The sequence below is a fragment of the Spinactinospora alkalitolerans genome, from assembly GCF_013408795.1.
GTDB lineage: Bacteria > Actinomycetota > Actinomycetes > Streptosporangiales > Streptosporangiaceae > Spinactinospora > Spinactinospora alkalitolerans.
In genome coordinates, this window is record NZ_JACCCC010000001.1 from 5,276,127 (window position 1) to 5,299,795 (window position 23,669).

At 72.2% G+C, this 23,669-nt stretch carries 20 protein-coding genes; 11 read left to right on the forward strand and 9 right to left on the reverse strand.

Annotation, left to right across the window (positions count from 1 at the left end; all coding sequences use genetic code 11):
• Positions 1–93: 93 nt before the first annotated feature.
• Positions 94–2,976, reverse strand: coding sequence for a preprotein translocase subunit SecA (secA, locus tag HDA32_RS23545; protein WP_179645266.1), 2,883 nt, complete (start codon positions 2,974–2,976; stop codon positions 94–96).
• A gap of 221 nt (positions 2,977–3,197) precedes the next feature.
• Here secA and HDA32_RS23550 point away from each other — a divergent pair, with 221 nt between their 5' ends.
• Positions 3,198–3,545 carry a hypothetical protein gene (locus HDA32_RS23550; protein WP_179645267.1) on the forward strand — a complete coding sequence of 116 codons (348 nt, stop codon included), beginning with the start codon at positions 3,198–3,200 and terminating at the stop codon, positions 3,543–3,545.
• A 190-nt stretch (positions 3,546–3,735) separates the two neighbouring features.
• Here the strand turns inward: HDA32_RS23550 and hpf are convergent, their stop codons facing one another.
• The 5 genes from hpf to mtrA all read right to left on the reverse strand — a co-directional run bounded on the left by hpf (position 3,736) and on the right by mtrA (position 10,388).
• Complete coding sequence (hpf, locus tag HDA32_RS23555; protein WP_179645268.1) at positions 3,736–4,413, reverse strand: ribosome hibernation-promoting factor, HPF/YfiA family; 678 nt, start codon at positions 4,411–4,413, stop codon at positions 3,736–3,738.
• A 719-nt stretch (positions 4,414–5,132) separates the two neighbouring features.
• A complete protein-coding gene (locus tag HDA32_RS23560) occupies positions 5,133–5,801 on the reverse strand; it encodes a ComF family protein (protein ID WP_312863302.1) in 669 nt (222 codons plus the stop codon).
• 272 nt (positions 5,802–6,073) lie between these two features.
• Positions 6,074–7,957: an LpqB family beta-propeller domain-containing protein gene (locus HDA32_RS23565; protein ID WP_179645269.1), complete on the reverse strand. Its 1,884-nt coding sequence runs from the start codon at positions 7,955–7,957 to the stop codon at positions 6,074–6,076.
• A complete protein-coding gene (mtrB, locus tag HDA32_RS23570) occupies positions 7,954–9,702 on the reverse strand; it encodes an MtrAB system histidine kinase MtrB (protein WP_312863303.1) in 1,749 nt (582 codons plus the stop codon). Before mtrB ends, HDA32_RS23565 begins: the two co-directional genes overlap by 4 nt.
• Positions 9,703–9,710: 8 nt before the next feature.
• The gene (mtrA, locus tag HDA32_RS23575) at positions 9,711–10,388 is read right to left on the reverse strand and encodes an MtrAB system response regulator MtrA (protein WP_179645270.1); all 678 of its coding nucleotides are present in this window, start codon (positions 10,386–10,388) and stop codon (positions 9,711–9,713) included.
• 434 nt (positions 10,389–10,822) lie between these two features.
• Here mtrA and HDA32_RS23580 point away from each other — a divergent pair, with 434 nt between their 5' ends.
• The 6 genes from HDA32_RS23580 to HDA32_RS23605 are packed head-to-tail and all read left to right on the forward strand — an operon-like array spanning position 10,823 to position 16,660.
• Positions 10,823–12,145 carry a DUF7847 domain-containing protein gene (locus HDA32_RS23580; RefSeq protein ID WP_179645271.1) on the forward strand — a complete coding sequence of 441 codons (1,323 nt, stop codon included), beginning with the start codon at positions 10,823–10,825 and terminating at the stop codon, positions 12,143–12,145.
• Between the two features lie 8 nt (positions 12,146–12,153).
• Complete coding sequence (locus HDA32_RS23585) at positions 12,154–12,765, forward strand: DUF4129 domain-containing protein (protein WP_179645272.1); 612 nt, start codon at positions 12,154–12,156, stop codon at positions 12,763–12,765.
• Positions 12,762–13,970 (forward strand): DUF4350 domain-containing protein, encoded by a 1,209-nt coding sequence (locus HDA32_RS23590; protein ID WP_179645273.1) that lies wholly within the window; start codon positions 12,762–12,764, stop codon positions 13,968–13,970. Before HDA32_RS23585 ends, HDA32_RS23590 begins: the two co-directional genes overlap by 4 nt.
• Entirely contained in the window at positions 13,967–14,965 is a 999-nt protein-coding gene (locus HDA32_RS23595; protein WP_179645274.1) for an AAA family ATPase, read from the forward strand. Before HDA32_RS23590 ends, HDA32_RS23595 begins: the two co-directional genes overlap by 4 nt.
• 36 nt (positions 14,966–15,001) lie before the next feature.
• Entirely contained in the window at positions 15,002–16,303 is a 1,302-nt protein-coding gene (locus tag HDA32_RS23600; protein WP_179645275.1) for a DUF58 domain-containing protein, read from the forward strand.
• 12 nt (positions 16,304–16,315) lie between these two features.
• The gene (locus HDA32_RS23605; protein ID WP_179645276.1) at positions 16,316–16,660 is read left to right on the forward strand and encodes a type II toxin-antitoxin system Phd/YefM family antitoxin; all 345 of its coding nucleotides are present in this window, start codon (positions 16,316–16,318) and stop codon (positions 16,658–16,660) included.
• A gap of 54 nt (positions 16,661–16,714) precedes the next feature.
• Here HDA32_RS23605 and HDA32_RS23610 read toward each other — a convergent pair whose 3' ends face one another.
• Positions 16,715–17,710 carry a stage II sporulation protein M gene (locus HDA32_RS23610; RefSeq protein WP_179645277.1) on the reverse strand — a complete coding sequence of 332 codons (996 nt, stop codon included), beginning with the start codon at positions 17,708–17,710 and terminating at the stop codon, positions 16,715–16,717.
• Positions 17,711–17,828: 118 nt separating this feature from the next.
• On the opposite strand from HDA32_RS23610, the gene HDA32_RS23615 reads away from it, so the two are divergent.
• Both HDA32_RS23615 and HDA32_RS30315 read left to right on the forward strand, forming a co-directional pair.
• Positions 17,829–18,626 carry an RDD family protein gene (locus HDA32_RS23615; protein WP_179645278.1) on the forward strand — a complete coding sequence of 266 codons (798 nt, stop codon included), beginning with the start codon at positions 17,829–17,831 and terminating at the stop codon, positions 18,624–18,626.
• A gap of 77 nt (positions 18,627–18,703) precedes the next feature.
• Complete coding sequence (locus HDA32_RS30315; RefSeq protein ID WP_218882572.1) at positions 18,704–19,093, forward strand: type II toxin-antitoxin system HicB family antitoxin; 390 nt, start codon at positions 18,704–18,706, stop codon at positions 19,091–19,093.
• Positions 19,094–19,111: 18 nt separating this feature from the next.
• Here HDA32_RS30315 and ahcY (HDA32_RS23630) read toward each other — a convergent pair whose 3' ends face one another.
• Together ahcY (HDA32_RS23630) and ahcY (HDA32_RS23635) are read right to left on the reverse strand one after the other, a co-directional pair.
• Positions 19,112–20,374 carry an adenosylhomocysteinase gene (ahcY, locus tag HDA32_RS23630; RefSeq protein WP_179645280.1) on the reverse strand — a complete coding sequence of 421 codons (1,263 nt, stop codon included), beginning with the start codon at positions 20,372–20,374 and terminating at the stop codon, positions 19,112–19,114.
• A gap of 7 nt (positions 20,375–20,381) precedes the next feature.
• Positions 20,382–21,818 carry an adenosylhomocysteinase gene (ahcY, locus tag HDA32_RS23635; RefSeq protein WP_179645281.1) on the reverse strand — a complete coding sequence of 479 codons (1,437 nt, stop codon included), beginning with the start codon at positions 21,816–21,818 and terminating at the stop codon, positions 20,382–20,384.
• A 116-nt stretch (positions 21,819–21,934) separates the two neighbouring features.
• On the opposite strand from ahcY (HDA32_RS23635), the gene HDA32_RS23640 reads away from it, so the two are divergent.
• On the forward strand, positions 21,935–22,303 hold the full coding sequence (locus HDA32_RS23640; protein ID WP_179645282.1) for a MerR family transcriptional regulator: 369 nt from the start codon (positions 21,935–21,937) through the stop codon (positions 22,301–22,303).
• A 103-nt stretch (positions 22,304–22,406) separates the two neighbouring features.
• On the forward strand, positions 22,407–23,663 hold the full coding sequence (locus HDA32_RS23645) for a hypothetical protein (RefSeq protein ID WP_179645283.1): 1,257 nt from the start codon (positions 22,407–22,409) through the stop codon (positions 23,661–23,663).
• Positions 23,664–23,669 lie beyond the last annotated feature (6 nt).

Genomic DNA, 23,669 nt, shown 5'->3' on the forward strand with positions numbered 1-23,669 from the left:
AACCCCCGATGGTCGCGGTTGGAACTCACGGTCGAGATCGGCGAGGCAGGGCCCCGCCGACGGCGGCGGGGTCCTGCCTCGTGCGTCAAGCCGTCAGGCGCGGTTCTTCGGGTCGCCGTGGCAGCGCTTGAACTTCTTGCCGGAGCCGCACGGGCACGGCGCGTTGCGCGGCGTGTTGGCGTAGTCGTCGTCGGTGGACTCGGTGTGGCGTTCCACACCGCCGGTCTCGTCGGGCGCCGAGTACTGCAGCCGGCTCGGGCGGTCGGCGCCGAAGCCCTGGACCACGACGTCGGGGGTCTCGTCCTCGGACTTGCCCTCGGCCTTGGCCGAGGCCTTCTCCTCGGCCTCCTCCGTGGTCTCGGCCTCCTCGGCCGCCGGCTGCTCGGCGGCCCGCGGCTCCTCCTCGGCCGTGGTGACCACGGGGGCCGCCGTCGCGGTGGCCGCCGCGCCGGAGGCGGTGACCGTGCCCGGCTTGTCCTTCACCTGGACGTCGACGTTGAACAGGAAGCCGACCGACTCCTCCTTGATGCCCTCCAGCATCTCCTGGAACATGTCGTAGCCCTCCCGCTGGTACTCGATCAGCGGGTTGCGCTGCGCCATGGCGCGCAGGCCGATGCCCTCCTGGAGGTAGTCCATCTCGTAGAGGTGCTCGCGCCACTTGCGGTCCATGACCTGCAGGATGACGCGGCGCTCGACCTCGCGCATGGTCTCGGCGCCCAGCTCCTCCTCGCGGCGCTCGTAGGCGGCATGGGCGTCCTCGCGGACCCGGTGGCCGATGAGCTCGGGGGTGAGCGAGCTCAGCTCACCGCCGTTCTCCTCGATGAGCTCGTCGGCGGTGAAGTCGATCGGGTAGACCTGCTTGAACGCCTTCCACAGCTTGTCGAGGTCCCAGTCCTCCGGGTCGCCCTCGGCCGTGGCCACCCGGACGTAGGAGTCGAGGACGTCGTCGATCATCGACTCGACCTGCTCCTTGAGGTCGGCCCCCTCCAGCACCTTGCCGCGCTCGGCGTAGATGACCTTGCGCTGCCGGTTGAGGACCTCGTCGTACTTCAGGACGTTCTTGCGGATCTCGAAGTTCTGCTGCTCGACCTGGCCCTGGGCGGACTGGATGGCCTTGCTGACCACGCCCGACTCGATGGGCTGGTCCTCGGGGATGTTCAGCCGCTCCATGATGATCTCGACCCGGGCGCTGTTGAACAGCCGCATCAGGTCGTCCTCCAGCGACAGGTAGAAGCGCGAGCGGCCGGGGTCGCCCTGGCGGCCGGAGCGGCCGCGTAGCTGGTTGTCGATCCGGCGCGACTCGTGCCGCTCGGTGCCCAGCACGTAGAGCCCGCCGACCTCGACGACCTCCTCGTGCTCGTTCTCGAACGCCTTCTGGGCCTTCTCCAGGGCCTCGGGCCAGGCCGCCTCGTACTCCTCGGGGGTCTCCAGCGGGGACAGGCCGCGGGCGTGCAGCTCCTCGTCGGCGATGAAGTCGGGGTTGCCGCCGAGCATGATGTCGGTGCCGCGGCCGGCCATGTTGGTGGCGACCGTGACGCCCTTGAGCTTGCCCGCGCGCGCCACGATCGACGCCTCACGCGCGTGGTTCTTGGCGTTGAGCACCTCGTGGTCGACGCCGCGCTGCTTGAGCAGCTTGGAGAGCAGCTCGGACTTCTCGACGCTGGTCGTGCCGACGAGCACCGGCTGGCCGGCCTCGTAGCACTCGGCGATGTCGTCGACGACGGCGAGGAACTTGGCGTCCTCGTTCTTGTAGACGACGTCGCGCTCGTCGTCGCGGATCATCGGCTTGTTGGTGGGGATGGGCACCACGCCGATGCCGTAGGTCTGGTTGAACTCCGCCGCCTCGGTGGTGGCGGTACCGGTCATGCCGGACAGCTTCTCGTAGAGCCGGAAGTAGTTCTGCAGGGTGACCTTGGCGAGCGTCTGGTTCTCGTCCTTGATCCGCACCTTCTCCTTGGCCTCGATGGCCTGGTGCATGCCCTCGTTGTAGCGGCGGCCGCGCAGGACGCGCCCGGTGAACTCGTCCACGATGAGCACCTCGCCGTCCTTGACGATGTACTCCTTGTCGCGGCGGTAGAGCTCCTTGGCCTTCAGCGAGTTGTTGAGGAAGCTGATCAGCGGGGTGTTGACCGACTCGTAGAGGTTCTCGATGCCGAGCCAGTCCTCGACCTTCTCCACGCCGGACTCGGTGATGCCGACCGTGCGCTTCTTCTCGTCGACCTCGTAGTCGGTCTCGCGGCGCAGCCGCGGCGCGATCTTGGCGAACTCGGAGTACCAGCGGGAGTTCTGCTCGGCCGGGCCGCTGATGATGAGCGGGGTCCTGGCCTCGTCGATGAGGATGGAGTCGACCTCGTCGACGATCGCGAAGTTGTGCTCGCGCTGTACGCGGTCCTTGCTCGACAGCGCCATGTTGTCGCGCAGGTAGTCGAAGCCGAACTCGTTGTTGGTGCCGTGGGTGACGTCGGCCTGGTAGGCCTTGCGGCGGTCGGCCGCGGACATGTCGGGCACGATGACCCCGACCTCGAGGCCGAGGAACCGGTAGATGCGGCCCATGTTCTCGGCGTCGCGGCGGGCCAGGTAGTCGTTGACGGTGACCACGTGGACGCCCTGCCCGGCGAGCGCGTTGAGGTAGACGGCGAGCGCCGCGGTGAGCGTCTTGCCCTCACCGGTCTTCATCTCGGCGATGTTGCCGAAGTGCAGCGCCGCACCGCCCATGAGCTGCACGTCGAAGGGGCGCTGACCCAGCGTCCGCTTGGCGGCCTCGCGCACGGTGGCGAACGCCTCGGGGAGCAGGTCCTCCAGCGTTTCTCCGTCTTCGAGCCGCTGCTTGTACTCGTCGGTGAGTTCGCGCAGCTCGGCGTCGCTCAGATCGACGAAATCATCCTCGATCGAGTTGATCTGGTCCTTGAGCCTCTTGAGCTTGCGCAGGATCTTTCCCTCGCCCGCGCGCAGGACCTTGTCGAGTATGCCTGGCACTTCTAATGCGCTCCTCGCCGAATCGTGGCCCGCATCCGGAGGACGGAACGGATCCTTCGCCCCCAGCATTCCATGGTAGGCGAGCTTATTGCCTCATCGGCCCCGCGCGGGCATCCCGAAGCCCACGGCGCGGCCCTCATCAGGGTTTATCCGGTTCCAGGCGGGTTATCCACCGTCATAAGGGTTCCCGATCGGAGTCCGTGGTATCTGGGGGTACCGCTATGGCGCACAATAGCAACCGCAGCCGCTACATCCGCGGTTACCAGATCGAGGGCGGGGCCTGGGCCCCGACCAACAACCACCGGGGCCGCCAGGCGTCGTGGGTCGCCGTCGCGTTCCTGCTCGTCGGCTTCGTGCTGGCCGGCCTCTCCCTGGCCCTGGGGCCCGCGTGGTGGCTCCTGGGCGTCGGCGTGGCGGCCATGGTCATCGGCGGGATCCTGTGCGCGGTGTCCGACATCTTCACCGACGTGGTCCTGGACGATCCGCGCTACGACTCCGAGGAGCCGCACTCCACGCCGCTGCACAAGATCAAGCGGCGCGACCGGGAGATCCAGGGGGAGGGCGTCTGACGGCGGGCACGGACGAGCCCGGCGTCCCGGCGAAGAACGGCCGGTCCGCGTCCGCGGACCCTTTCGCGGGCGGCGTAGCCGACGGCCGCCATGCGCGAGCGGGACCGGGGGGCGCCGCGTCCTCGGCGCGCCGCGCCCGGCGCTTCACCGGACGCGGCGCGCCGACGGCCTTTCGAAGACGGGCCTCACTTTATTCCATGAGGCGCAGGACCCCGTAGTTGAAGCCCTTCCTGCGGTAGACGACGCTCGGCGCGTCGCGCTCCTCGTCGCGGAAGAGGTAGAAATCGTGGCCCACGAGTTCCATTTCCATAAGGGCCTGGTCAATGGTCATCGGTTTGGCGTAGTGGAATTTCTCCCGAACGATAACGGGGGCACCGCCCTGGGTGTCGAGTTCCACGACCTCGTCGGCGAACGCGCTGTCGACGGCCGCGCCGTCGATCTCGTCGGGGTCTTCCGCCGGGGAGGGAACGGGAGCCGGTCGGGTCACCTCGCCGAGCGGCGCCCCGGTGGAGTTCGCGAGTTCGGCGGTCGCCGCAGCCACCGAGACCGGGGCTCGGTTGCCCTTGTGCACCTTGCGCCGGTCGGCGGCCTTGCGCAGTCGCGCCTCGATGCGGTCGAGAGCCAGGTCGAGCGCGGTGTAGCGGTCGTCAGCGGAAGCCTCGCCCCGGATCACCGGGCCGTTGGTGTGGATGGTCAGTTCAACCCGCTCACGCTGATCCGCCAGCTTCGGGTTTCGCTCTTTGGACACCTCCACATCGACGCTCATGCCCTTCTGCTCCCACTTGGAGAGTTTGGCCAGCTTGGTTTCGGCGTGCCGCCGGAACTTGTCGCTGACGCCGGTGCGCCGACCCTTGACGATGATGTCCACAAGACCCCCTTCATCGCTTGGCCGTCTCTGCCGACGGCCAGGCTTGCTGTTGCTGTGCCCGCTCCTGCTTGAACGGTGGGCGTCGGTTCGCCTCCTCCTCTCCCGCCGCCGTCTGCGGCCCATGGCCCGCAGACGGCGGCGCCGGCTGATGTTGGGAGCCGTATACCCACAGGACCACGGGTATTCACCCGGTGCCCGATGGGTGATCGCAGCGGCTCGCAAGGCCGACGGAGGCGCGGGGAGGACTCCCCCGCGGACATGCTGAAGAGAGATGCCACCCGTCCGGCCGACCTGGTCTTCGTCCCCACATCCGCCTGCTGAGGGTCCCGCGGCGCTTGAGCGCCACTACTGCCCTTCTCCCTGTGCTGGAGGACATCGGGTCCTCCGACGGGGCAGGTCTTACCTCTAAGCCGCACCGTGATCGGTCGACGAAAAGTCGCCTTACGTGGGCCGTTTCGCCTGCGGCTGGCATCGGCTTGCCGAACCGGCGCCCCCACTCGGAGGGCGCCGCGCCCGACGCAACCACGGACCCGGACGGGTGCCATGTCTGGAACGCTAGCCCGATATCCACCGCTTGTCAGGTGGCAATCTCCCCTGCACACGGCGGTACCGCGTCCCGTACCCCCACAAAACACCGAGGGGGTGGGAAACCGGACCGCCCGGTAAAGGGTTCTTGACGGTCCGGCCCCGGACCCGGGGCTCCCTCGGCGGAACCGAGGTTACCCGCGTTCGGCCAGAACGGCGGCGCCCAGCACGCCGGCGCCCCCGGCCCTGAGCGCGCGGGCGGCCTCGGCCACCGTGGCCCCGGTGGTCAACACGTCGTCGACGACGAGGACGCGGTGCCGCCGCAGCTCGGGGCCGCTCCCCGGCCGCATCTCCAGCGCGCCGGCGAGATTGGCCCGGCGCGACCGTGCCCCGAGGCCGACCTGGTCGGAGACCCGGCGGGTGTGCCGCAGCACCGGCCGCAGCCGGACGTCGAAGCGCTGCGCGGTGAGCTCGGCCGCCGCGGCCGCGGCCAGCAGCCCGACCGCGTCGTAGCCGCGCCTGCGCGCCGAGGAGCGCCGGGTGGGCACGGGGACCAGCAGGACCGGCCCCGCGCCGGCCCCGGCGTCGACGGCGGCGCGGGCGAGCGAGCGCCCGAGAGGGCCGGCCAGCGCCCGCCGCCCGTGCTCCTTGAAGGCGAGCAGGACCTCGCGGTGGCGCCCGGCGTGCGGACCGGCGGCCCACACCGGCGGGCACCCCGGCCGGGAGCGGCACCGCCGGGGGCCGCGGGCCAGGACGTCGGCGCACTCGGCGCACAGCGGCGCGCCCGCGCCGCCGCAGCCGGCGCACTCCGCGCGCAGCACCAGATCGGCCAGGGCGGCCAGGCCGGACAGGATCGTCCCCACGCCCTCCAGGCTCGCCCCGCGGATCTCCGCCCCGCCACCCGGACCGGCGGCCTGTGGACGAAAGAGGCTGCCGCGAGAGCGCGGCCCCGTCAGGCCGGAGCCGTACCCGCCCGCTCGTCGGACGGGCCGCGCCTCGCGGCCGAGACGGTGGTGCGGCCGCCCGTCGACCTCGCCACGCGCTTCGGTCGCGAGGTGCGCGCCAGGTCTCCTGCACACCGCAGGTCCGCGGAAAGGGCGCGCACTCTCGCGACAGCCTTCCCAGACCGGGCCCCCTACCCCGGGTAGACCGGGTTGGTCCCGTCGGTCACGCGCTCCCACATCAGGCGGTCGTTGGTCATGGAGACGTAGTCGTCCTCGGTTCCGGCCAGCAGCGGCTGGCCCGGAGCCGCGGCGATGCTCTTCATGTCGACGCCCGTCGTGGCGCCGGCGCTGGTCGACTGGGTGCTGCCGTCCAGCGGCACCAGGTGGGCCTGGACGGCGGCGCGCTCCTTCTGGCCCAGGACCGCGAGCTGGTCGGCCCCGCGCCAGGCGAGGTCGGAGACATCGTTGAGGTCCGTGGCCAGCGGAAGGAAGGCCTGGAGGAGGACTCCGGCGTCGTCGTAGACCACGCGCCCCACCAGGACCTGGCTGTTCTCGCCGTCCTCGGTGAGCAGCGCGACGCGGGTGCCGTCGCGCGAGGCGCGCAACCGGGTGACCGTGCGGTCGCTCAGCTCCGGCGCCGTCACCTCGATCGGGTCGGTCCCGCCCCGCAGCAGCCACAGCCTGGTGCCGGCCGCGTCGTCCTGTTCGGGGTCGGCGTCGGAGGAGCCGGCCGGGGGGTCGCCCCGTTCGGTGTCGTCCTCGACGTCCTCGTCCTCGTCCTCCTCCGCGGCCTCCTTCTCGGCGGAGATGTCCTCGGCGACCCAGAGGTTGCCGTAGCCGTCCCAGGACAGCGAGGTGTACTCGCCCCCGCTCAGCACGGTGGTGTAGGCGCCGCCCTCGGTGAGCTCGGCCACGACCACCTCGTTGTCGCCGACGCCGACGCCGGCCACCTTGTCCTCGTCGAGGGAGACCGCGTGCTGCTCCAGCGGGGTGTCTCCGATGCCGGGGGCACCCTGGGAGCGGGCCTCCTGCTGCCTGCCGTCCAGGGACCACAACTGGCCGTCGCGCATGAAGTAGGCGCGCGGGTTCCCGGTGACGCCGGAGGGGTTGACCGAGCTCCAGGTGCCGCTGTCGGTCTGCAGGTTCTCGTCCTCGGAGGCCGGGATCCGCACCTCGTCGCCGCCGATGTTGAGCGTGAGCTGCCGCACGTCGGGGAGCTGCTTGAGGGTCCAGACGAGCTGGGCCACCATGCCCAGGCGCTCCTCAGGGTCCGCGCCGTCGGCCTCGGAGCTCAGTTCGACGGTGACCAGGCCGGAGTCGTAGGACACGTCGGCGGTGGCGTCCCCGGGGAAGGAGGACCGGACCGCGGGCTCCAGCCAGTCCGTGGGGCCGCTCACCAGCATCGTGGCCAGCATCCGGGAAAGCTGGTCCGGCAACTCGCTGGTGGGCTGCACCGGCAGGAAGATCGGGTCGGGCACCAGCGTGCTCATGTCGCGGTTGAAGTAGTACAGGTTGAGCGGCCGGAAGGCGCGGTCGACGTCGCGCCGGCTCAGCATGATCTCCTCGGGCAGCTCCGAGATCCGCCACTCGCCGCCGACCCTGGCCAGCTCGAAGGTGACGTCGATGATCTCGCCCTGGCCCGCGGGCACGTACTGGCCGCTCGGATCGATCGTTGCGGCCAGGGGCGTGCGCATCCGCACCTCGGCGCGCTCGCCGTCCTCACTCCGCCGGACGTCGAGGCCGACGGAGTCCATCTCGCCGTAGACGAGCACGGTGCCGTCGGGGGACCAGGACGCCCGCTCCTCGTCGGTCATGTAGAGCCGGGCGGCCTCGTAGTCCTCCTCGAAGCTGCCCATGTCCCCCAGGAAGCCCCGGATCAGCCCGGTCTCGCCGACGCCCGGCTGCGGGCCCGCGGGGATCAGCCGCGCGTAGGAGCCGCCCTGACCGACGTCGTTGCTCCCGCCCGCGCCCTGGACGACGGGGCCGCCGGTGGGCACGCTCGCGCACGCCGACAGCGTGGCGGCCAGGCAGGCCGCCGACGCGGCGGCGCCGATGCGCAGCGACGATCTGGTCATGGTGTGTCCCCCAATCCCCCCGACCATGAGGCGTCCAGTTCACCGGGTGCGGGGAAGGCGGCCCGCACGCGCCCGATGGCCATTTCCGGCGGCGCCAGCGGCAGCGGGGAGCCGCGCAGCTCGGTGCCCGCCTTGCGCGGCAGCGAGAGCCGGAACTGCGACCCCTTGCCGGGCATTCCCCACGCCTGGAGCCACCCGCCGTGCAGCAGGGCGTCCTCCTTGGCGATCGACAGGCCCAGCCCGGTGCCGCCCGTCGTCCGGGCCCGGGCGGGGTCGGCCCGCCAGAACCGGTCGAAGCAGAGGTGCTCCTCCCCCTCCTTCAGGCCGACGCCGAAGTCGCGGACCGCGACCGCCACCGCGTCGCGATCGCCCGCCGCGGTCACGATGACGTCCTTGCCCTCGCTGTGCTCGATCGCGTTGACGACGAGGTTGCGCAGGATCCGGTTGATCCGGCGCGCGTCGAACTGGGCGACGCAGGGTTCGGCCGGCAGCCGCAGCACCACCTTGATCCCGCGCCGCTCGGCGATCTGCTCGGCGTCGCCCACCGCCTTCATCACGGCGTCGCGCACGTCCACCGACTCGACCGCCAGGGTCGCCGCGCCGGCGTCGTGCCTGCTGATCTCCAGCAGGTCGGCGAGCAGCTCCTCGAAGCGCTCCAACTGGCTCTGCAGCAGCTCCACCGAGCGGGCCATGGCGGGATCGAGGTCCTCGCGGTCCTCGTAGAGCAGGTCGCCGGCCATCCGGATGGTGGTCAGCGGGGTGCGCAGCTCGTGGGAGACGTCGGAGACGAACTGGCGCTGGACCTTGGACAGCTCCTCCAGCTCGTGGATCTTCTCCTGGAGGTTGCCGGCCATGTCGTTGAAGGACATGGCGAGGCGGGCGAGGTCGTCCTCGCCGCGCACCTTCATCCGCTCCGACAGATCACCCGAGGACAGCCGCTCGGCCGAGCTCGCCGCCTGCCGCACCGGGGTGACCACCTGCCGGGTGACCACGTAGGCGATCGCGGCCAGCAGCAGGATCAGCGCCGAGGCCACCGCCACCAGCGTGCCCTGCACCAGGTCCAGCATGTCCTGCTCGTGGTCGAGCGGGAACAGGTAGTAGAGCTCGAAGGCGCTGGACAACTGGGCCCCGACGGCGAGGGCCGGCTCCCTGGGCCCGTCGCGGCGGACGATCTCGGTGTAGCGGGCGTACTGGCTCTCCAGCTCGGTGCTGTTGCGCACCTCCTCGCGCAACTGCGTCGGCACGCTCGACTCGTCGACGTCGCCGGTGGCCCTGCCGGTCATGCCGCCCACCGACGGCATGATGACGACCTCGTAGAGCCCCGTGGCGCCGCTGCGCGCGCCGAGGTCGCCGATGATCTGGTCGAGCTGGCGGTCCCGGTCGGACTGGTCGCTGTCCTGGAGCACGCTGATGGCGTGGGTCAGGCCGGCGTGGTGGTCGTTGAGCGCGGCCTCCTGCTTGGCCGTGAGCAGGCCGGTCTGGATCTGCTGCATCAGGAAGAACCCGAGCACGGCGGTGACCAGCGCCGAGATCACCAGGGTGGTGGTGACCACGCGGAGCTGCAGGGACCGCCGCCAGCGGGAGTGCACGCCGCGCACCAGCGCGCGGGCGGCGCGCTGGGCGACGAGGTAGCCGCTGCGGAGCGCGCCGGCGCCCCACTGCCAACGCGACGGCGCGACGACCTCGCCCTCTGGCGGGTGCGCCGCGTTCGCGTCGCCGGCGATGCCCGGCACCGATGCCGTCACTGGACCGCTCAGGCGGTACCGGCCTTGTAGCCGACACCGCGCACCGTGACGACGACCTCCGGGTGTTCGGGGTCCTTCTCGATCTTGGCCCGGAGCCGTTGGACGTGCACGTTGACCAGGCGGGTGTCGGCGGCGTGCCGGTATCCCCAGACCTGCTCCAGCAGCACCTCGCGGGTGAAGACCTGGCGCGGCTTGCGGGCGAGCGCGACGAGCAGGTCGAACTCCAGCGGGGTGAGGCTGATCGGCTGACCCTCGCGGCGCACGGAGTGCCCCGCCACGTCGATCGTGATGTCGCCGATCTGGAGCACCTCGGGAGCGGGCTCCTCCGTGCGGCGCAGGCGCACCCGAACACGGGCGACGAGCTCCTTGGGCTTGAACGGCTTGACGATGTAGTCGTCGGCGCCGGACTCCAGGCCGAGCACGATGTCCACCGTGTCGCTCTTCGCTGTGAGCATCACGATGGGAACGCCGGACTCGGCGCGGATCTGGCGACACACGTCGATTCCGTCGGCCCCGGGCAGCATGAGGTCCAGCAGCACGAGGTCAGGCTTTGTCTCGCGGAACGCCTCCAGGGCCTTGTCGCCGTCGTGTACGAACGACGGCTCGAACCCCTCGCCCCTGAGGACGATGCCCAGCATTTCGGCGAGAGCGAGGTCGTCGTCGACGACCAGTACGCGTCCCTTCATCGATTTTCCGGCGCTCGCTGGCACCCCGTGGCGGGATGACGGCCCGAGCGCCTTCTCCTTTCCGGACACTCAAGCGGCAAAACTTCGATCTCTTCTGCCGGGGTCCCCCCATGGAGCGACCATCCGCCCCTAACCTTGCCATCATCGGGCAGGTGACGGGCGGTGATCACGGCGCGCGGCAGATGACGGCGGCCGGATTCCCCTCGGACACCCTGCCGTCTCACCCGCCGCCCCGTCCAGAGCGGGCACTCACCCGACCCCGGGCGACATGGCCGGTAGATAACGAAAGCATACAAAAAGAATGAACGGTATCGGTTGGCCGATAAGCGGCGAATAAGGCCCCTGGCATACATGGTCCGGCAGTAGGTTGGACTGACCTAGCCTGGGTAACCACACGCCCGGGTTCAGTGCGATGACAGGGATCGGGAGGATCGATGACCCAGGAGGACGGTCAGGCGTGGCGGGCCCCTGGGAGTCGACCGGACCCCGAGTCCGGCCCCGAGCCCGGCGGTGCGGCCCAGGGGCCCGGACAGGCCCCGTGGAGCGCACCGGGAGGCCAGTGGGGCCCGCCGGACCCCCAGGCGCCCGGCGGAGCGGGGTGGAGCGCGCCCGGCGGCGGCCAGGCCCCGCCACCGCCCCCTCCGGGCGGAGCCGGCTGGGGACCGCCCGGGCAGCCTCCGGGGCAGCCGCCCTATGGCGGCCACGGCGGCTACGGCCCCTACCCCCCTCGCCCGCCGGAACCCAAGCCCGGCGTGGTCGCGCTGCGCCCGCTCACCCTCGGTGACGTGTTCAACGGCGCGTTCAACTACGTCCGGCACAACCCCAAGGCCACGCTGGGGCTGTCGCTGATCGTCATGGCGGTGGCCAGCCTGCTGCCGGCGCTGGGGTTCGGCACCTTCATGGACGAGTACACGTCCTACATGGGGCCGATCCTGGAGGACCCCACGGCCGCGCCGCCCCCCGACGCCATACCGTTCTCCGTGTTCAGTCTGGTCAGCGTCTACGGCGGCGCGCTGGTGCAGTACATCGCCGCCAACGTCCTGAACGGGCTGCTGGCCGCGGTCGTGGGCGCGGCCGTGCTCGGCCACGGGATGTCGCTGAAGGAGGCGCTGCGGGCCGTGCGCGGCCGGATCGGCGCGATCCTGGGCCTCATCGGGCTGGTGTTCCTCATCTCCCTGCTGTGGACCGCCGTCCTGTTCGCCGTCGTGTTCGTGGGCGCGCTGCTGATGGCCGTCGAACCGATCACCGGCCTGATCGTGATGCTGGCCGGCCTCCTCGCCGCGTGCGTGCTCGCCGCCTGGATCTACGTCAAGATCGCGCTGGCGATGCCGGCCGTCGTGCTGGAGCGGATCGGCCCGGCCCGCGCCCTGGGGCGCTCGTGGGCGCTGACCCGCAGGAGCTGGTGGCGGGTGTTCGGGATCCTGCTGCTGACGATGCTCATCGTCCAGCTCGTCGGCAGCCTGCTGTCGACCCCGTTCAGCATGGGCTCGATGGCGGTGCTGTTCCTCGCCCCCGACGCCGCGTGGAGCCCGATCGCGAACTCGGCCCTGACCTACGTCGGCATGGTGCTGTCCGCCGCGGTCACCAGCCCGTTCACGGCCGGCGCCACCGCGCTGCTCTACATCGACCTGCGCATGCGCAGGGAGGGCCTGGACCTGAAGCTGCAGGCCGCCGCGCACTCCGGTGAGCAGGTGGGCGCCGAGGTCTACCTGACCGACCCGGCGCCGTCCGGGCAGGCGCCGGGGGCCCCGGCTTGAGCGGAGCGGTGAGCCGCGAGGAGGGCGCTCGGCTGGCCAGGGAGGAGCTGTCCGACTCCGTCTACCAGGAGGCCGAACCGGGACTGGTGGAACGCCTCTACACGTGGTTCATGGGATGGCTGGAGGAGCTCGCCCGCCGGGTCGGCGACTCCGTCCCCGGCGGCTGGTGGGTGCTGGGACCGCTGCTGGCCCTGCTGGTGCTGCTCGTCGTCGCGCTGGTGGTCTACACCCGACCCGCCCGGCGGACCGGGCGGCGCGGCGCGGTCGTCGACTCCGGCGCACCGCTGTCGGCCACCGACCACCGGGCCCTGTCGGAGCGGCACGCCGCCGAAGGCGCATACGCCGAGGCCGTCCGCGAACGGCTCCGAGCGATCAGCCGCGACCTGGAGGAGCGCGCGATCATCCCGCCCCGGCCGGGACGCACCGCGACCGAGCTGACGGCCGAGGCCGCCCTGGCGCTGCCGAGCCGCCGGACCGCTCTCCAGGAGGGCGCCCGGGTGTTCAACGACGTCTGGTACGGCGAGCGCCCCGCCACCGCCGAAGGCTACGCCGTGCTGCGCGACCTGGACGCGGGCCTGCGGGAGGGCTCCGGCGGGGCCGACGCTGAGAGGGCCGGATGACGACGGCCTCCCCTCCCCCTCAGGCCGAGCGGACCGCGCCCTCCGCCGCCGCCTCGCCCACCGCCGCCGGGCTGTGGCGCGCCGCCCGCGGCCCCCTCGCGTTCATCGGCGCGCTCGTCGTGCTCGCCGTCGTGCTCTCGCTCGGATCGCAGCGGCTTCCCGAGGGCGACCTCGAACCCGAGGGCCCCAATCCCGAGGGCTCCAGGGCGCTCGCCGAGATCCTGCGCGAGCGCGGCGCCGACGTCACCGTCGCGCGCACGACGGACGAGGCCGCGGCCGCGACCGGCGCTGGATCGGTCCTGGTCCTGGTCCACTCGCACCGGCTGCTCCCCGAGGAGGCCGAGCGGCTGGCCGGGCTGCCCGGCGACCGCCTGCTCGTCCAGCCCACCACCCGGGTGCTGGAGGAGATGGCGCCCGGCGTGGCCGTTTCCGGCCGCACCGAGGAGGACGCACTGGCGCCCCGCTGCGATCTCCCCGCGGCCGAGGCGGCGGGGAGCGCCGACACCGGGGGCGAGCTCTACTCGGTCGGCGGCGCCGGCGGCGCGGCCGGCTGCTACCCGGCCGAGGACGGGTCGGCCCTGGTCCGGGTCGACACCGGTGGATCGACGGTGACGGTGCTCGGCACCGGCGACCCGCTGCGCAACTCCCACCTGGCCGACCGCGGCAACGCCGCGCTGCTGCTGAACCTGCTGGCGGAGCGCGACGTCGTGTGGTTCATCCCCGACGTCCCCGCGCCATCGGGCGAGACGACGCTGTGGGAGCTGCTGCCCGAAGGGTTCACCCCGGCCCTCGTGCAGCTCGGCGCGGCCCTGCTGCTGCTCGCGCTGTGGCGCGGCCGCAGGCTCGGCCCGCTGGTCACCGAGCGCATCCCGGTCGTGGTGCGGGCCGCCGAGACCACCGAGGGCCGGGCCCGGCTCTACGCCTCCCGGCGCGCCCGCGACCGCGCGGCGGCGGCCCTGCGCACCGGGGTCCTCGACCGGATCCGCCCCTCGCTGGGCCTCGGCCCCGACGCCGCGCCGGAGTCGGTGGTCGACGCCGTCGCCGCGCGCACCGGCGAGACGCACGAGCGGCTGCGCGCCCTGCTCCACGGCGTGCCGACCGCGGACGCCCCGGGCTCGCCGGACCCCTTCACCGGCGACGACGCGACGCTGGTCCGGCTCGCCGACGAACTTGACAGGCTTGAGAGAGAGGTACGCCAGTCGTGACCGCCCTTACCCCAGATGGCCGGCCGCCCGAGAGCCGGCCGTCCGCCGATCAGGCCAGGGACGCGCTGACCGCGCTGCGCACCGAGGTCGCCAAGGCCGTGGTCGGCCAGGAGGAGACGGTGACCGGCCTGGTCGTCGCGCTGCTGTGCCGCGGCCACGTGCTGTTGGAGGGCGTGCCCGGCGTCGCGAAGACGCTGCTGGTGCGCACCGTGTCGGCGGCGCTGTCGCTGGACCACAAGCGGGTGCAGTTCACCCCGGACCTGATGCCGGGCGACGTCACCGGATCGCTGGTCTACGACGCCAGGACCGCGAAGTTCGAGTTCCACGACGGCCCGGTGTTCACCAACCTGTTCCTCGCCGACGAGATCAACCGGACGCCGCCCAAGACCCAGGCCGCGCTGCTGGAGGCCATGGAGGAGCGGCAGGTGACGGTGGAGGGCCGACCGCGGCCGCTGCCCGACCCGTTCGTGGTGGCCGCGACCCAGAACCCGGTGGAGTACGAGGGCACCTACCCGCTGCCGGAGGCCCAGCTCGACCGGTTCCTGCTGAAGCTGGTCGTGTCGCTGCCGCAGCGCGCCGAAGAGGTCGACATGCTCACCCGGCACGCCGACGGCTTCGACCCCGGCGATCTGGACGCCGCCGGCGTGCGGGCGGTCGCGGGCGCGGCCGAGCTGCGCGCCGCCCGCGAGGCGGTCCGCTCGGTGCGGGTGGCGCCGGAGGTGCTCGGCTACATCGTGGACATCTGCCGGGCCACCCGCCGCTCGCCGTCGCTGCAACTGGGCGCGTCGCCGCGCGGCGCGACCGCGCTGCTGCGCACCAGCAGGGCGTGGGCCTGGCTGTCCGGGCGCGACTACGTGACCCCCGACGACGTCAAGGCGCTGGCGAAGGCGACCCTGCGGCACCGCATCGCGATGCGCCCCGAGGCCGAGCTTGAGGGCGCGACGACCGACGGCCTGCTCGACGGCGTGCTGTCGAGCGTCCCGGTCCCGCGCTGACCTCGGCGCATCCCAGAGCAGCGGAGGAAGTTGCAGATGGCGATCACCGGACGGACGGTCCTCCTGGCCTTCGCCGGGGTGGCCGTGGTGTTCATCGCGGCGCCCGCGGGCGCGTGGGTGCCGTGGGTGTTCCTCGGGCTGCTGGTGGCGGCGGTCGCGGTGGACCTTTCGCTCGCCGCGGGCGCTCGCGCGGTGGCGTTGGAGCGCGAGGGCGAGGCCTCGCTCCGCCTGGGTGAGAGCGCGGAGGTCGCGCTCGTCGTCGCCAACTCGGGGCCCCGGCCGCTGCGCGCGCGGATCCGCGACGCGTGGCCGCCCAGCGCGTCGGCGCGGCCGCGCACCCACGACGTGACGGTCCCCGCGGGCGAGCGGCGCCGGATCACCACGGTGCTCACCCCGCAGCGGCGCGGCGACCAGCACGCCGCGGGCGTCACGGTGCGCAGCTTCGGGCCGCTGGGCCTGGCCGCGCGCCAGGTCACGCACGCCGTGCCGTGGAGCGTGCGGGCGCTGCCGCCGTTCCACAGCCGCCGCCACCTGCCGGGCAAGCTGTCGCGGCTGCGCGAGCTGGACGGCCAGCACCGCGCGATGATCCGCGGGCAGGGCAGCGAGTTCGACTCGCTGCGCGAGTACGTGCCCGGCGACGACGTCCGCTCGATCGACTGGCGGGCCACCGCGCGGCGCGACGCGGTCGTGGTGCGCACCTGGCGGCCCGAGCGCGACCGGCGCATCCTGCTCGTCCTGGACACCAGCCGCACCTCGGCCGGGCGAGTGGGCGACACCCCGCGGCTGGATCACTCCATGGACGCGGCGCTGCTGCTGGCGGCCCTGGCGGCCAAGGCAGGCGACCGGGTGGACATGCTCGCCTACGACCGCCGGGTGCGCGCCCAGGTGCTCAGCCACGGCCGGGGCAGCACGGTCCCGGCGATCGTGCAGGCGATGGCGCCGCTGGAGCCGGAGCTGGTGGAGTCCGACCCCGCCGGGCTGATCGCGGCGATCCTGGGCTGGCAGGGCCGCACCCGCAGGCTCGTCGTGCTGCTCACCGACCTCAACGCCGCCGCCATGGAAGAGGGCCTGCTGCCCCGGCTGCCCGCGCTGACGGCGCGGCACCTGGTGCTGGTGGCGGCCGTGGGCGACCCGCGGGTGAGCGAGATGGCGGCGGGCCGGGGCGCAACGGATGCCGTCTACGACGCCGCGGCGGCCGAACGGACGCTGGCCGAGCGCCGCCGCATCACCGCCGAGCTGCGCCGCCACGGCGTGGAGGTCGTCGACGCCGACCCCGACCACCTGGCCCCGGCCCTGGCCGACGCCTACATCTCCCTGAAGGCGGCGGGAAGGTTGTAGCACAATCGGGGCGTGAGCAGAGAGATCGACCAGCGGGAACCGCGCGACGACGATGGAAGGACCCTCCGGGCGGTCGAACGCGGTGCGAGCTTCGTCATCACCCGCGACGGCGCCCCGGCCGCGCGGCTTCTCCCGTTCGAAGGCGACAGGGCGCTCGTCTCCCGGGACGAGCTGAAGCGCACGTCCGCAGACCTTCCGCACGTCGATTTCGACAGACTCCGCTGCGACACCGAAGACCTCGTCGACCAGGACCTCCGCGATCCCTTCACCGTCCACGGAGAGGCCGGCCCTCAGCGCGTTCTGCCCTTCGTCGGCATGTTCTCCTCCGGGCACGGCGACATCTCGACGCGCCTATGAGCGGAACGCGGATCAGTTGAGCTCAATGACACGGACGCGTTGACCGCGGTGAAATCACCCAGCCACCGGGGCGGTCGCCGGGCGGTCCCGGATGTCGCCGGTCTCGCCCTCCTGGTAGGCCTTGCGGCCCAGGGTGTAGACGTAGGCCAGGAACAGCGCCTCCGCCGCCACTCCGATGCCGATGCGCAGCCAGGTGGTGTGCACCCAGCCGGTGACCAGGCCCTCGATCAGGCCCGAGACGAACAGCACCAGCACCAGGCCGAGCACGACGGCGATGGCGGCGCGGGCCTCCTCGCCCAGCGCCTGCAGGCGGGGGCGGCGGCCGGGGTCGATGACGGTCCAGCCGAGCTTGAGCCCCACGCCGGCCGCGACGAAGACGGCGGTCAGCTCCAGCAGACCGTGCGGGATGATCAGGCCGAGGAAGATGTCGCCCTTGCCGTTGGCGAACATCAGCCCCGCGGCCACGCCGATGTTGGCGCCGTTGAGGGCCAGCACGTAGACGGTGGGCAGGCACAGGAAGACGCCGAAGATCAGCGCCTGCGCCGCGGCCCAGGCGTTGTTGGTCCACACCCGCGCCGCGAAGGACGCGCCGGGGTGCTCCACGTAGTAGTTGGCGAAGTCGTTCTCGACGTAGGCCCGGATCTCCTCCGGCGCGCCGATGGCCGCCTGCACCGCCGGGTCGGCGACGATCCACACGGCCACGGCGGTGGAGAACGCCACGGTGCCCAGCGACGCCGCGATCCACCACCACCGCAGCCGGTAGACGACGGCGGGGAAGGTGCGGGTGAAGAAGCGGACGGAGTCCCGCCAGGCCGGCGCGTGCGCTCCCGTGACGGCGGAGCGGGCCCGCGCCACCAGCCCCGACAGCCAGCCCACCAGGGCGGGGTCCTGCCGGGCCGAGCGCACCACCGACAGGTGCGTGGAGACCCGCTGGTAGAGGTCGACGAGCTCGTCGATCTCGGGGCCGGACAACCGGCGGCGTCGGCGGACCAGGTCCTGCAGTCGGTCCCAGTCGGGGCGGTGCGCGGCGGCGAAGACGTCGAGATCCACGCCCCCGACTCTACTGACAACGGCTCCGGCGGGGCGGCCCGGAGGCCGTGGTGCGCCGCCGCTGCGAGCACTGCCAGACTTGGAGGCGACGGTGGATGAACGAGGCGGGAGAGACGACGTGGCACATCCGGGCGGCGGCCATTACGGGCAGTCCCATCTGATCACCGGGGACGCGGTGGTGCTGGACCTGCGCCCGGCGGGCTTCGCGACGCGGATGCTCGCGCTGCTCATCGACGTCGCCGTGCAGGTCGCGCTGCTGTTCGGCGCGACGGTCCTGGTCGCGGCGGTGGGGGCGGGGCTGGACGCGGCGGCGACGGCGGCCGTGCAGGTCGCGCTGGTGGCGCTGCTCATCGTCGGCTACCCGACCACCTTCGAGGCGCTCACGCGCGGCCGGTCGCTGGGCAAACTGGCGCTGGGGCTGCGCGTAGTGGGCACCGACGGCTCGCCGGAGCGGTTCCGCCAGGCGCTCGCGCGGGCGCTGAGCGCCTTCGTCGAGATCTGGCTGCTGTCCGGCGTCCCCGCGCTGATCACCTCGCTGGTCAACCGGGACGGCCGACGGATCGGCGACTTCCTGGCCGGCACGCTGGTCGTCGAGGAGCGCGCGGGACGCAGGCGCGACGAGGTCATCGCGATGCCGCCGCGCCTGGCCGAATGGGCGCGCAGCGCCGAGCTCTCCGGGCTCACCCCCGACGCCGCCGCGATGGCCCGCCAGTACGTGCTGCGCTTCGGCGAGCTGACCGAGCAGGCCCGCTACGAGATGGGGGTGCGGGTGGCCGACACCGTCGCCCGGGCCGTCAGCCCTCCCCCGCCGCCCGGCACCAGCCCCCCGGAGTTCCTCTCCGCGGTCCTGGCCGAACGCCGCCGCCGCGAAGAGGAACGGATGGCCCGGCGCCAAGACCACCAGAAGCGCCCTTGACCTCAGACGCACAGAGAGGAATACGGGAATCACGGTACGTTATCCTCTATCCCCTCAAGGTCAGTGAGATCATCAAGATGATCGAGGCGGACGGTCGGACCTTGCACCGCACGCGAGGAAGTCACCGCCACTATGTCCACCCCGAGAAGCTCGGCGTCGTCACCATTGCAGGCAAGCCCGGTAAAGACCTTGCCTGTCGGCACCGAGAAAAGCATCCTGAAGCAGGCGGGGATCAGATGGAGGTAACGGTGAGTACGTACGCTGTCATCATCGAACGCGCCGAGGACGGCGGCTACGGCGCTTGGTCACCGGATCTTCCGGGGTGCATCGCACTCGGCGACACGGAGGCCGAGGCGTTGAGCGAGATGCGAGAAGCCATGCATGCGCATCTGCAGATCCTGCATGAGCGCGGTGAAGCCGTTCCAGAGCCCAGCACGGTCTCCGCGACCACTTTGCAGGCCGCCTGATCCGACGAAGTCGGGGGCTCACGGCCGCCAGGAGCTGAGGTAGTCCTCCTGGGCCGGGGTCATCTCGTCGATGTGCACGCCCAGGGCCGCCAGTTCCAGGGCGGCGACCTCGGCGTCGATCTCGGCCGGGACGTCGAGGACTCCGGGGGCGAGTTCACCGTGGTGCTCGGCGAGCCAGGCGACGGTGAGGGCCTGGACGGCGAAGGACATGTCCATGACGGCGGCCGGATGGCCCTCGGCGGCGCCCAGGTTGACCAGGCGGCCCTCGGCGAGCAGGACGACGCGGCGGCCGTCGGCGAGGACGTACTCGTCGGCCTGGGGCCGCACCTCGCGGCGGACCTCCACCGCCAGCGACTCCAGCGCCGGGAGGTCGATCTCCACGTCGAAGTGGCCGGAGTTGGCCAGCACCGCGCCGTCCTTGAACAGCGCCAGGTGCTCGGCGCGGATCACGTCGCGGTTGCCGGTGACGGTCACGAACACGTCCCCCGCGCGCGCGGCCTCCTCCATCGGCAGCACGGTGTAGCCCTGCATCACGGCGTCCAGCGCCTTGACCGGATCGACCTCGGTGACGATGACGCGCGCGCCCATGCCTCGGGCGCGCTCGGCCAGGCCCCGGCCGCAGTAGCCGAACCCGGCGACGACCATGGTGCGCCCGGACAGCAGCGCGTTGGTGGCGCGCATGATCCCGTCGATCGTGGACTGGCCGGTGCCGTAGCGGTTGTCGAACATCCGCTTGGTCGCGGTGTCGTTGACCGCGACCATGGGCAGCTTGAGGGCGCCGTCGGCGCTCATCCGGCGCAGCCGCAGCACCCCGGTGGTGGTCTGCTCGCAGCCGCCCACCGTCTCGGCGAGCAGCTCCGGGCGCTCCAGGTGCGCGATGTTGACCAGGTCGCAGCCGTCGTCGAGCAGCAGGTGCGGACGCCGCTCCAGCACCGTGACCAGGTTGCGCGCGTAGGTGGCGGCGTCCATGGCCGAGCGGGCGTGCACCATCACGCCGTACTCGGCGACCAGCGCGGCGGCGGTGTCGTCCTGGGTGGACACCGGGTTGGAGGCGGCCAGCGCCACCTCGGCCCCGCCGGCCCGCAGCGCACGCAGCAGGTTGGCGGTCTCGGCCGTCACGTGCATGCACGCGGCGATGCGCAGCCCTTCCATCGGGCGCTGCTCGGCGAAGCGCTCCATGATCCGGCGCAGCGCCGGCATGGCGCGTTCGGCCCATTCCACGCGGCGGACCCCGGCCTGCGCCAGGCCGAGGTCCGCGACGTCGTGCCGTGGTGCCCGCATCCGAGAACTAGTAGCGGTACTGGTCGGACTTGTAGGGACCGGCCACGTCGACGCCGATGTAGGCGGCCTGCTCCTTGGTGAGCTCGGTGAGCTTCACGCCGAGCGCGTCGAGGTGCAGCCGGGCGACCTTCTCGTCGAGGATCTTGGGGAGCACGTAGACGCCGGTCGGGTACTCGCCGGGCTTGGTGAACAGCTCGATCTGCGCGATGACCTGGTTGGTGAAGCTGTTGGACATCACGAAGCTCGGGTGGCCCGTGGCGTTGCCCAGGTTGAGCAGCCGCCCCTCGGACAGCACGAGGACCGCGTGGCCGTCGGGGAAGCGCCACTCGTGGACCTGCGGCTTGATCTCGGTCTTCTCGATGCCGGGGATCTTGGCCAGGCCGGCCATGTCGATCTCGTTGTCGAAGTGGCCGACGTTGCCCACGATGGCCTGGTGCTTCATCCGGGCCATGTGGTCGGCCATGATGATGTTGAAGTTGCCGGTCGTGGTGATGAAGATGTCGGCGGTCCCGACCACGTCCTCCAGCGTGGTCACCTGGTAGCCGTCCATGGCGGCCTGCAGCGCGTTGATCGGGTCGATCTCGGTGACGATGACCCGGGCGCCCTGGCCGCGCAGCGACTCCGCGGCCCCCTTGCCGACGTCGCCGTAGCCGCAGACGACCGCGACCTTGCCGCCGATGAGGACGTCGGTGCCGCGCATGATGCCGTCGGGCAGCGAGTGGCGGATGCCGTACTTGTTGTCGAACTTGCTCTTGGTCACCGAGTCGTTGACGTTGATGGCCGGGAAGAGCAGCTTGCCCTCCCTGCTCATCTCGTACAGGCGGAGCACGCCGGTGGTGGTCTCCTCGGTGACGCCCTTGATGCCGGGGGCGATCTTGGACCACTTCTGCGGGTCGGCGGCCAGGCTGGAGCGGAGCAGTTCCAGCACGACCCGGAACTCCTCGCTGTCAGCGGTGGAGGGGTCGGGGACCGCGCCGGCCTTCTCGTACTCGACGCCCTTGTGGACGAGCATGGTGGCGTCGCCGCCGTCGTCCAGGATCATGTTCGGGCCGTCGGCGCCGGGCCAGGTGAGCGCCTGCTCGGTGCACCACCAGTACTCCTCCAGCGTCTCGCCCTTCCAGGCGAAGACGGGGACGCCCTGCGGGTCCTCGGGAGTGCCGTCGGGACCGACGACGACGGCCGCGGCGGCGTGGTCCTGGGTGGAGAAGATGTTGCAGCTCACCCAGCGGACCTCGGCGCCCAGGGCGACCAGGGTCTCGATGAGGACCGCGGTCTGGACGGTCATGTGCAGGGAGCCCATGATCTTGGCGCCCTTGAGCGGCTGGGAGGAGCCGTACTCGGCGCGGGTGGCCATGAGGCCGGGCATCTCGTGCTCGGCGAGCCGGATCTCCTTGCGGCCGAACTCGGCCAGGGACAGGTCGGCGACTTTGAAGTCGAATGCCATGCGTCTTTCTCCTCCTGTGGATGCGCGCCACGAGTCTAAGGCGGGAGGGGGCCGCCGGACACCGCCGCGCGGACCAACTTGACAATTGTTTGTCAGTTTCTGTTGTATTCGCCCTTATGAACCGCGACATCCCGATCTCGGCCGCCGCCGAGCGCCTTGACACGACCCCCCGAATGCTGCGTTACCGCGAGAGCCTGGGCCTGCTGCCGGTGACCAAGGAGCAGCCCACGGGGCGCGGCCACCGGCACCGGCGGTTCACCGAGGCCGACCTGCGCACGGTCTCCGCCGGTCTGGAGCTGGAGCGCCACTACGACATCACTCCGGCGGCGCTGTCGTTCGCCCTGCGGGTGCTGTCCGAACCGGCGACGATGGCCAGGGTCCGCGGCTACGGGGAGCGCCTGGGCCGGCTGTCGCCGTCTCCGGCCCGCGCCCTGGACTTCGACCAGCAGAAGGCCCTGCGGCTGCTGCGGCGGCCCGAGCGCTGACCCGGGCGGCGGCTGCCGCGGCGGCCGGGGCGCCGTGAAGATCGTGCGCCCGAATCCGGACGGTCCGGGTTTCCGCCACGGCGGGCGGGTTACGGTGAGATTCGTGAACTCGCGACGTGGCCATGAACTCGCCCCGACTCGTTTTCCGCTCGACGTCCAACGGCGGCTCGCCGCGCTGGACCGGTTGCGGGAGATCTGGGCCGACCACCAGACCCGCCGCCCCGGCCACCTGTGGGCCGATGACCGCAGGCGCCTCTTCCGGCGGCACGTGCTGGAGCTGCGGGCGCTGGCCGGGCAGGGCGGCGTGGCCTCCCCGGCCGCGGCGCGTATGGCGGCGCAGGGCTGGGACGCCGCCGAGGTCGACGACGCCCTGCGGGAACGGCTGCGGCACGAGGAGCAGGCGCTGGTGGCGATGGCGGCGGACTGCCGGGCCGGCCAGCCGCTGACGGCCGACTACCTCGGCGACCTCGCCCGGACCATCCCGGACTTCGACGAGCCGGTTCCGGCGCACCAGGGCACCGGAGAGTACCTCGCCGAGGCCGCCGCCGTCGAGACGCACCCGGTCATCCGCGCGGCCCACCTCCAGTTGATGTGCGAACGGGCGCTCGAATCCGCCGGGCAGCGGACCCCAGCGGGCCCCCCACTGCACCACCGCCCGCTGCCGTGGGCGGTCGCCTCGCTGTCGCTCATGCGGTCGAACTACCCTCCGCTGATCATGGACCGCCGCCTGGCCGCCCCGCACGACGCCGCGCGGTCGCGCGCCGACGAGGAGGCGCGGCTCGCCGGGCTCGTCTGCCTGCTCGCCGAGCTGGAGATCGCGGCGCTGCGCGGCGAGCTCAGTTGGGCGGCGCGCGCGTCGGGCCAGCCGCCGGCCAACACCGCCCCGCTGGCCACCGCGATCCACCGCAGGCTGCTGGAGCACCTGCGGCACGGCGCCGGCTCCCTCCGGCTGGTCCTGCGCGAACTCGACCCCGGGGCGCGCGCCGCGGTGGACGCCGGCGACATCGGCGACGACGAGCGCCACCGCGGCCGGCTCGACGCCGCGGCCGAGCGCGCCATGTTCTCCCGCGGCCCGGGCTGCTGGTGGGTGTCCCTGGACCTCACCGTCGCCGACGCGGCGCTGCGGCTGCTGCTGGCCGTGCAGGACGTGGGGACCCCGGCCACCGGGGTGCTCGCCGTGACCGCCGACGCGCGGCTGCTGACCGACGAGAGCGCCGCCGACGTCCTCGACCTCGCCTGCACCGACTGCGTGACGCTCATCCCCACCGACAGCGCCGGCGAGCGCTGGCCCGCCGTGGAGGAGTTCGCCGACGACGCGATCTCCCGGGCCGTCAACAGCCTGACCCGGGCCCTGCGCTGACGCGGG

Coding starts and splice junctions, on each gene's coding strand:
- HDA32_RS30315 (WP_218882572.1), top strand. CDS start 18,704: ATGATCGAGGCGGACGGTCGGACCTTGCACCGCACGCGAGGAAGTCAC.
- HDA32_RS23640 (WP_179645282.1), top strand. CDS start 21,935: ATGAACCGCGACATCCCGATCTCGGCCGCCGCCGAGCGCCTTGACACG.
- HDA32_RS23580 (WP_179645271.1), top strand. CDS start 10,823: ATGACCCAGGAGGACGGTCAGGCGTGGCGGGCCCCTGGGAGTCGACCG.
- mtrA (WP_179645270.1), bottom strand. CDS start 10,388: ATGAAGGGACGCGTACTGGTCGTCGACGACGACCTCGCTCTCGCCGAA.
- HDA32_RS23600 (WP_179645275.1), top strand. CDS start 15,002: ATGGCGATCACCGGACGGACGGTCCTCCTGGCCTTCGCCGGGGTGGCC.
- HDA32_RS23590 (WP_179645273.1), top strand. CDS start 12,762: ATGACGACGGCCTCCCCTCCCCCTCAGGCCGAGCGGACCGCGCCCTCC.
- HDA32_RS23550 (WP_179645267.1), top strand. CDS start 3,198: ATGGCGCACAATAGCAACCGCAGCCGCTACATCCGCGGTTACCAGATC.
- ahcY (WP_179645280.1), bottom strand. CDS start 20,374: ATGCGGGCACCACGGCACGACGTCGCGGACCTCGGCCTGGCGCAGGCC.
- ahcY (WP_179645281.1), bottom strand. CDS start 21,818: ATGGCATTCGACTTCAAAGTCGCCGACCTGTCCCTGGCCGAGTTCGGC.
- HDA32_RS23565 (WP_179645269.1), bottom strand. CDS start 7,957: ATGACCAGATCGTCGCTGCGCATCGGCGCCGCCGCGTCGGCGGCCTGC.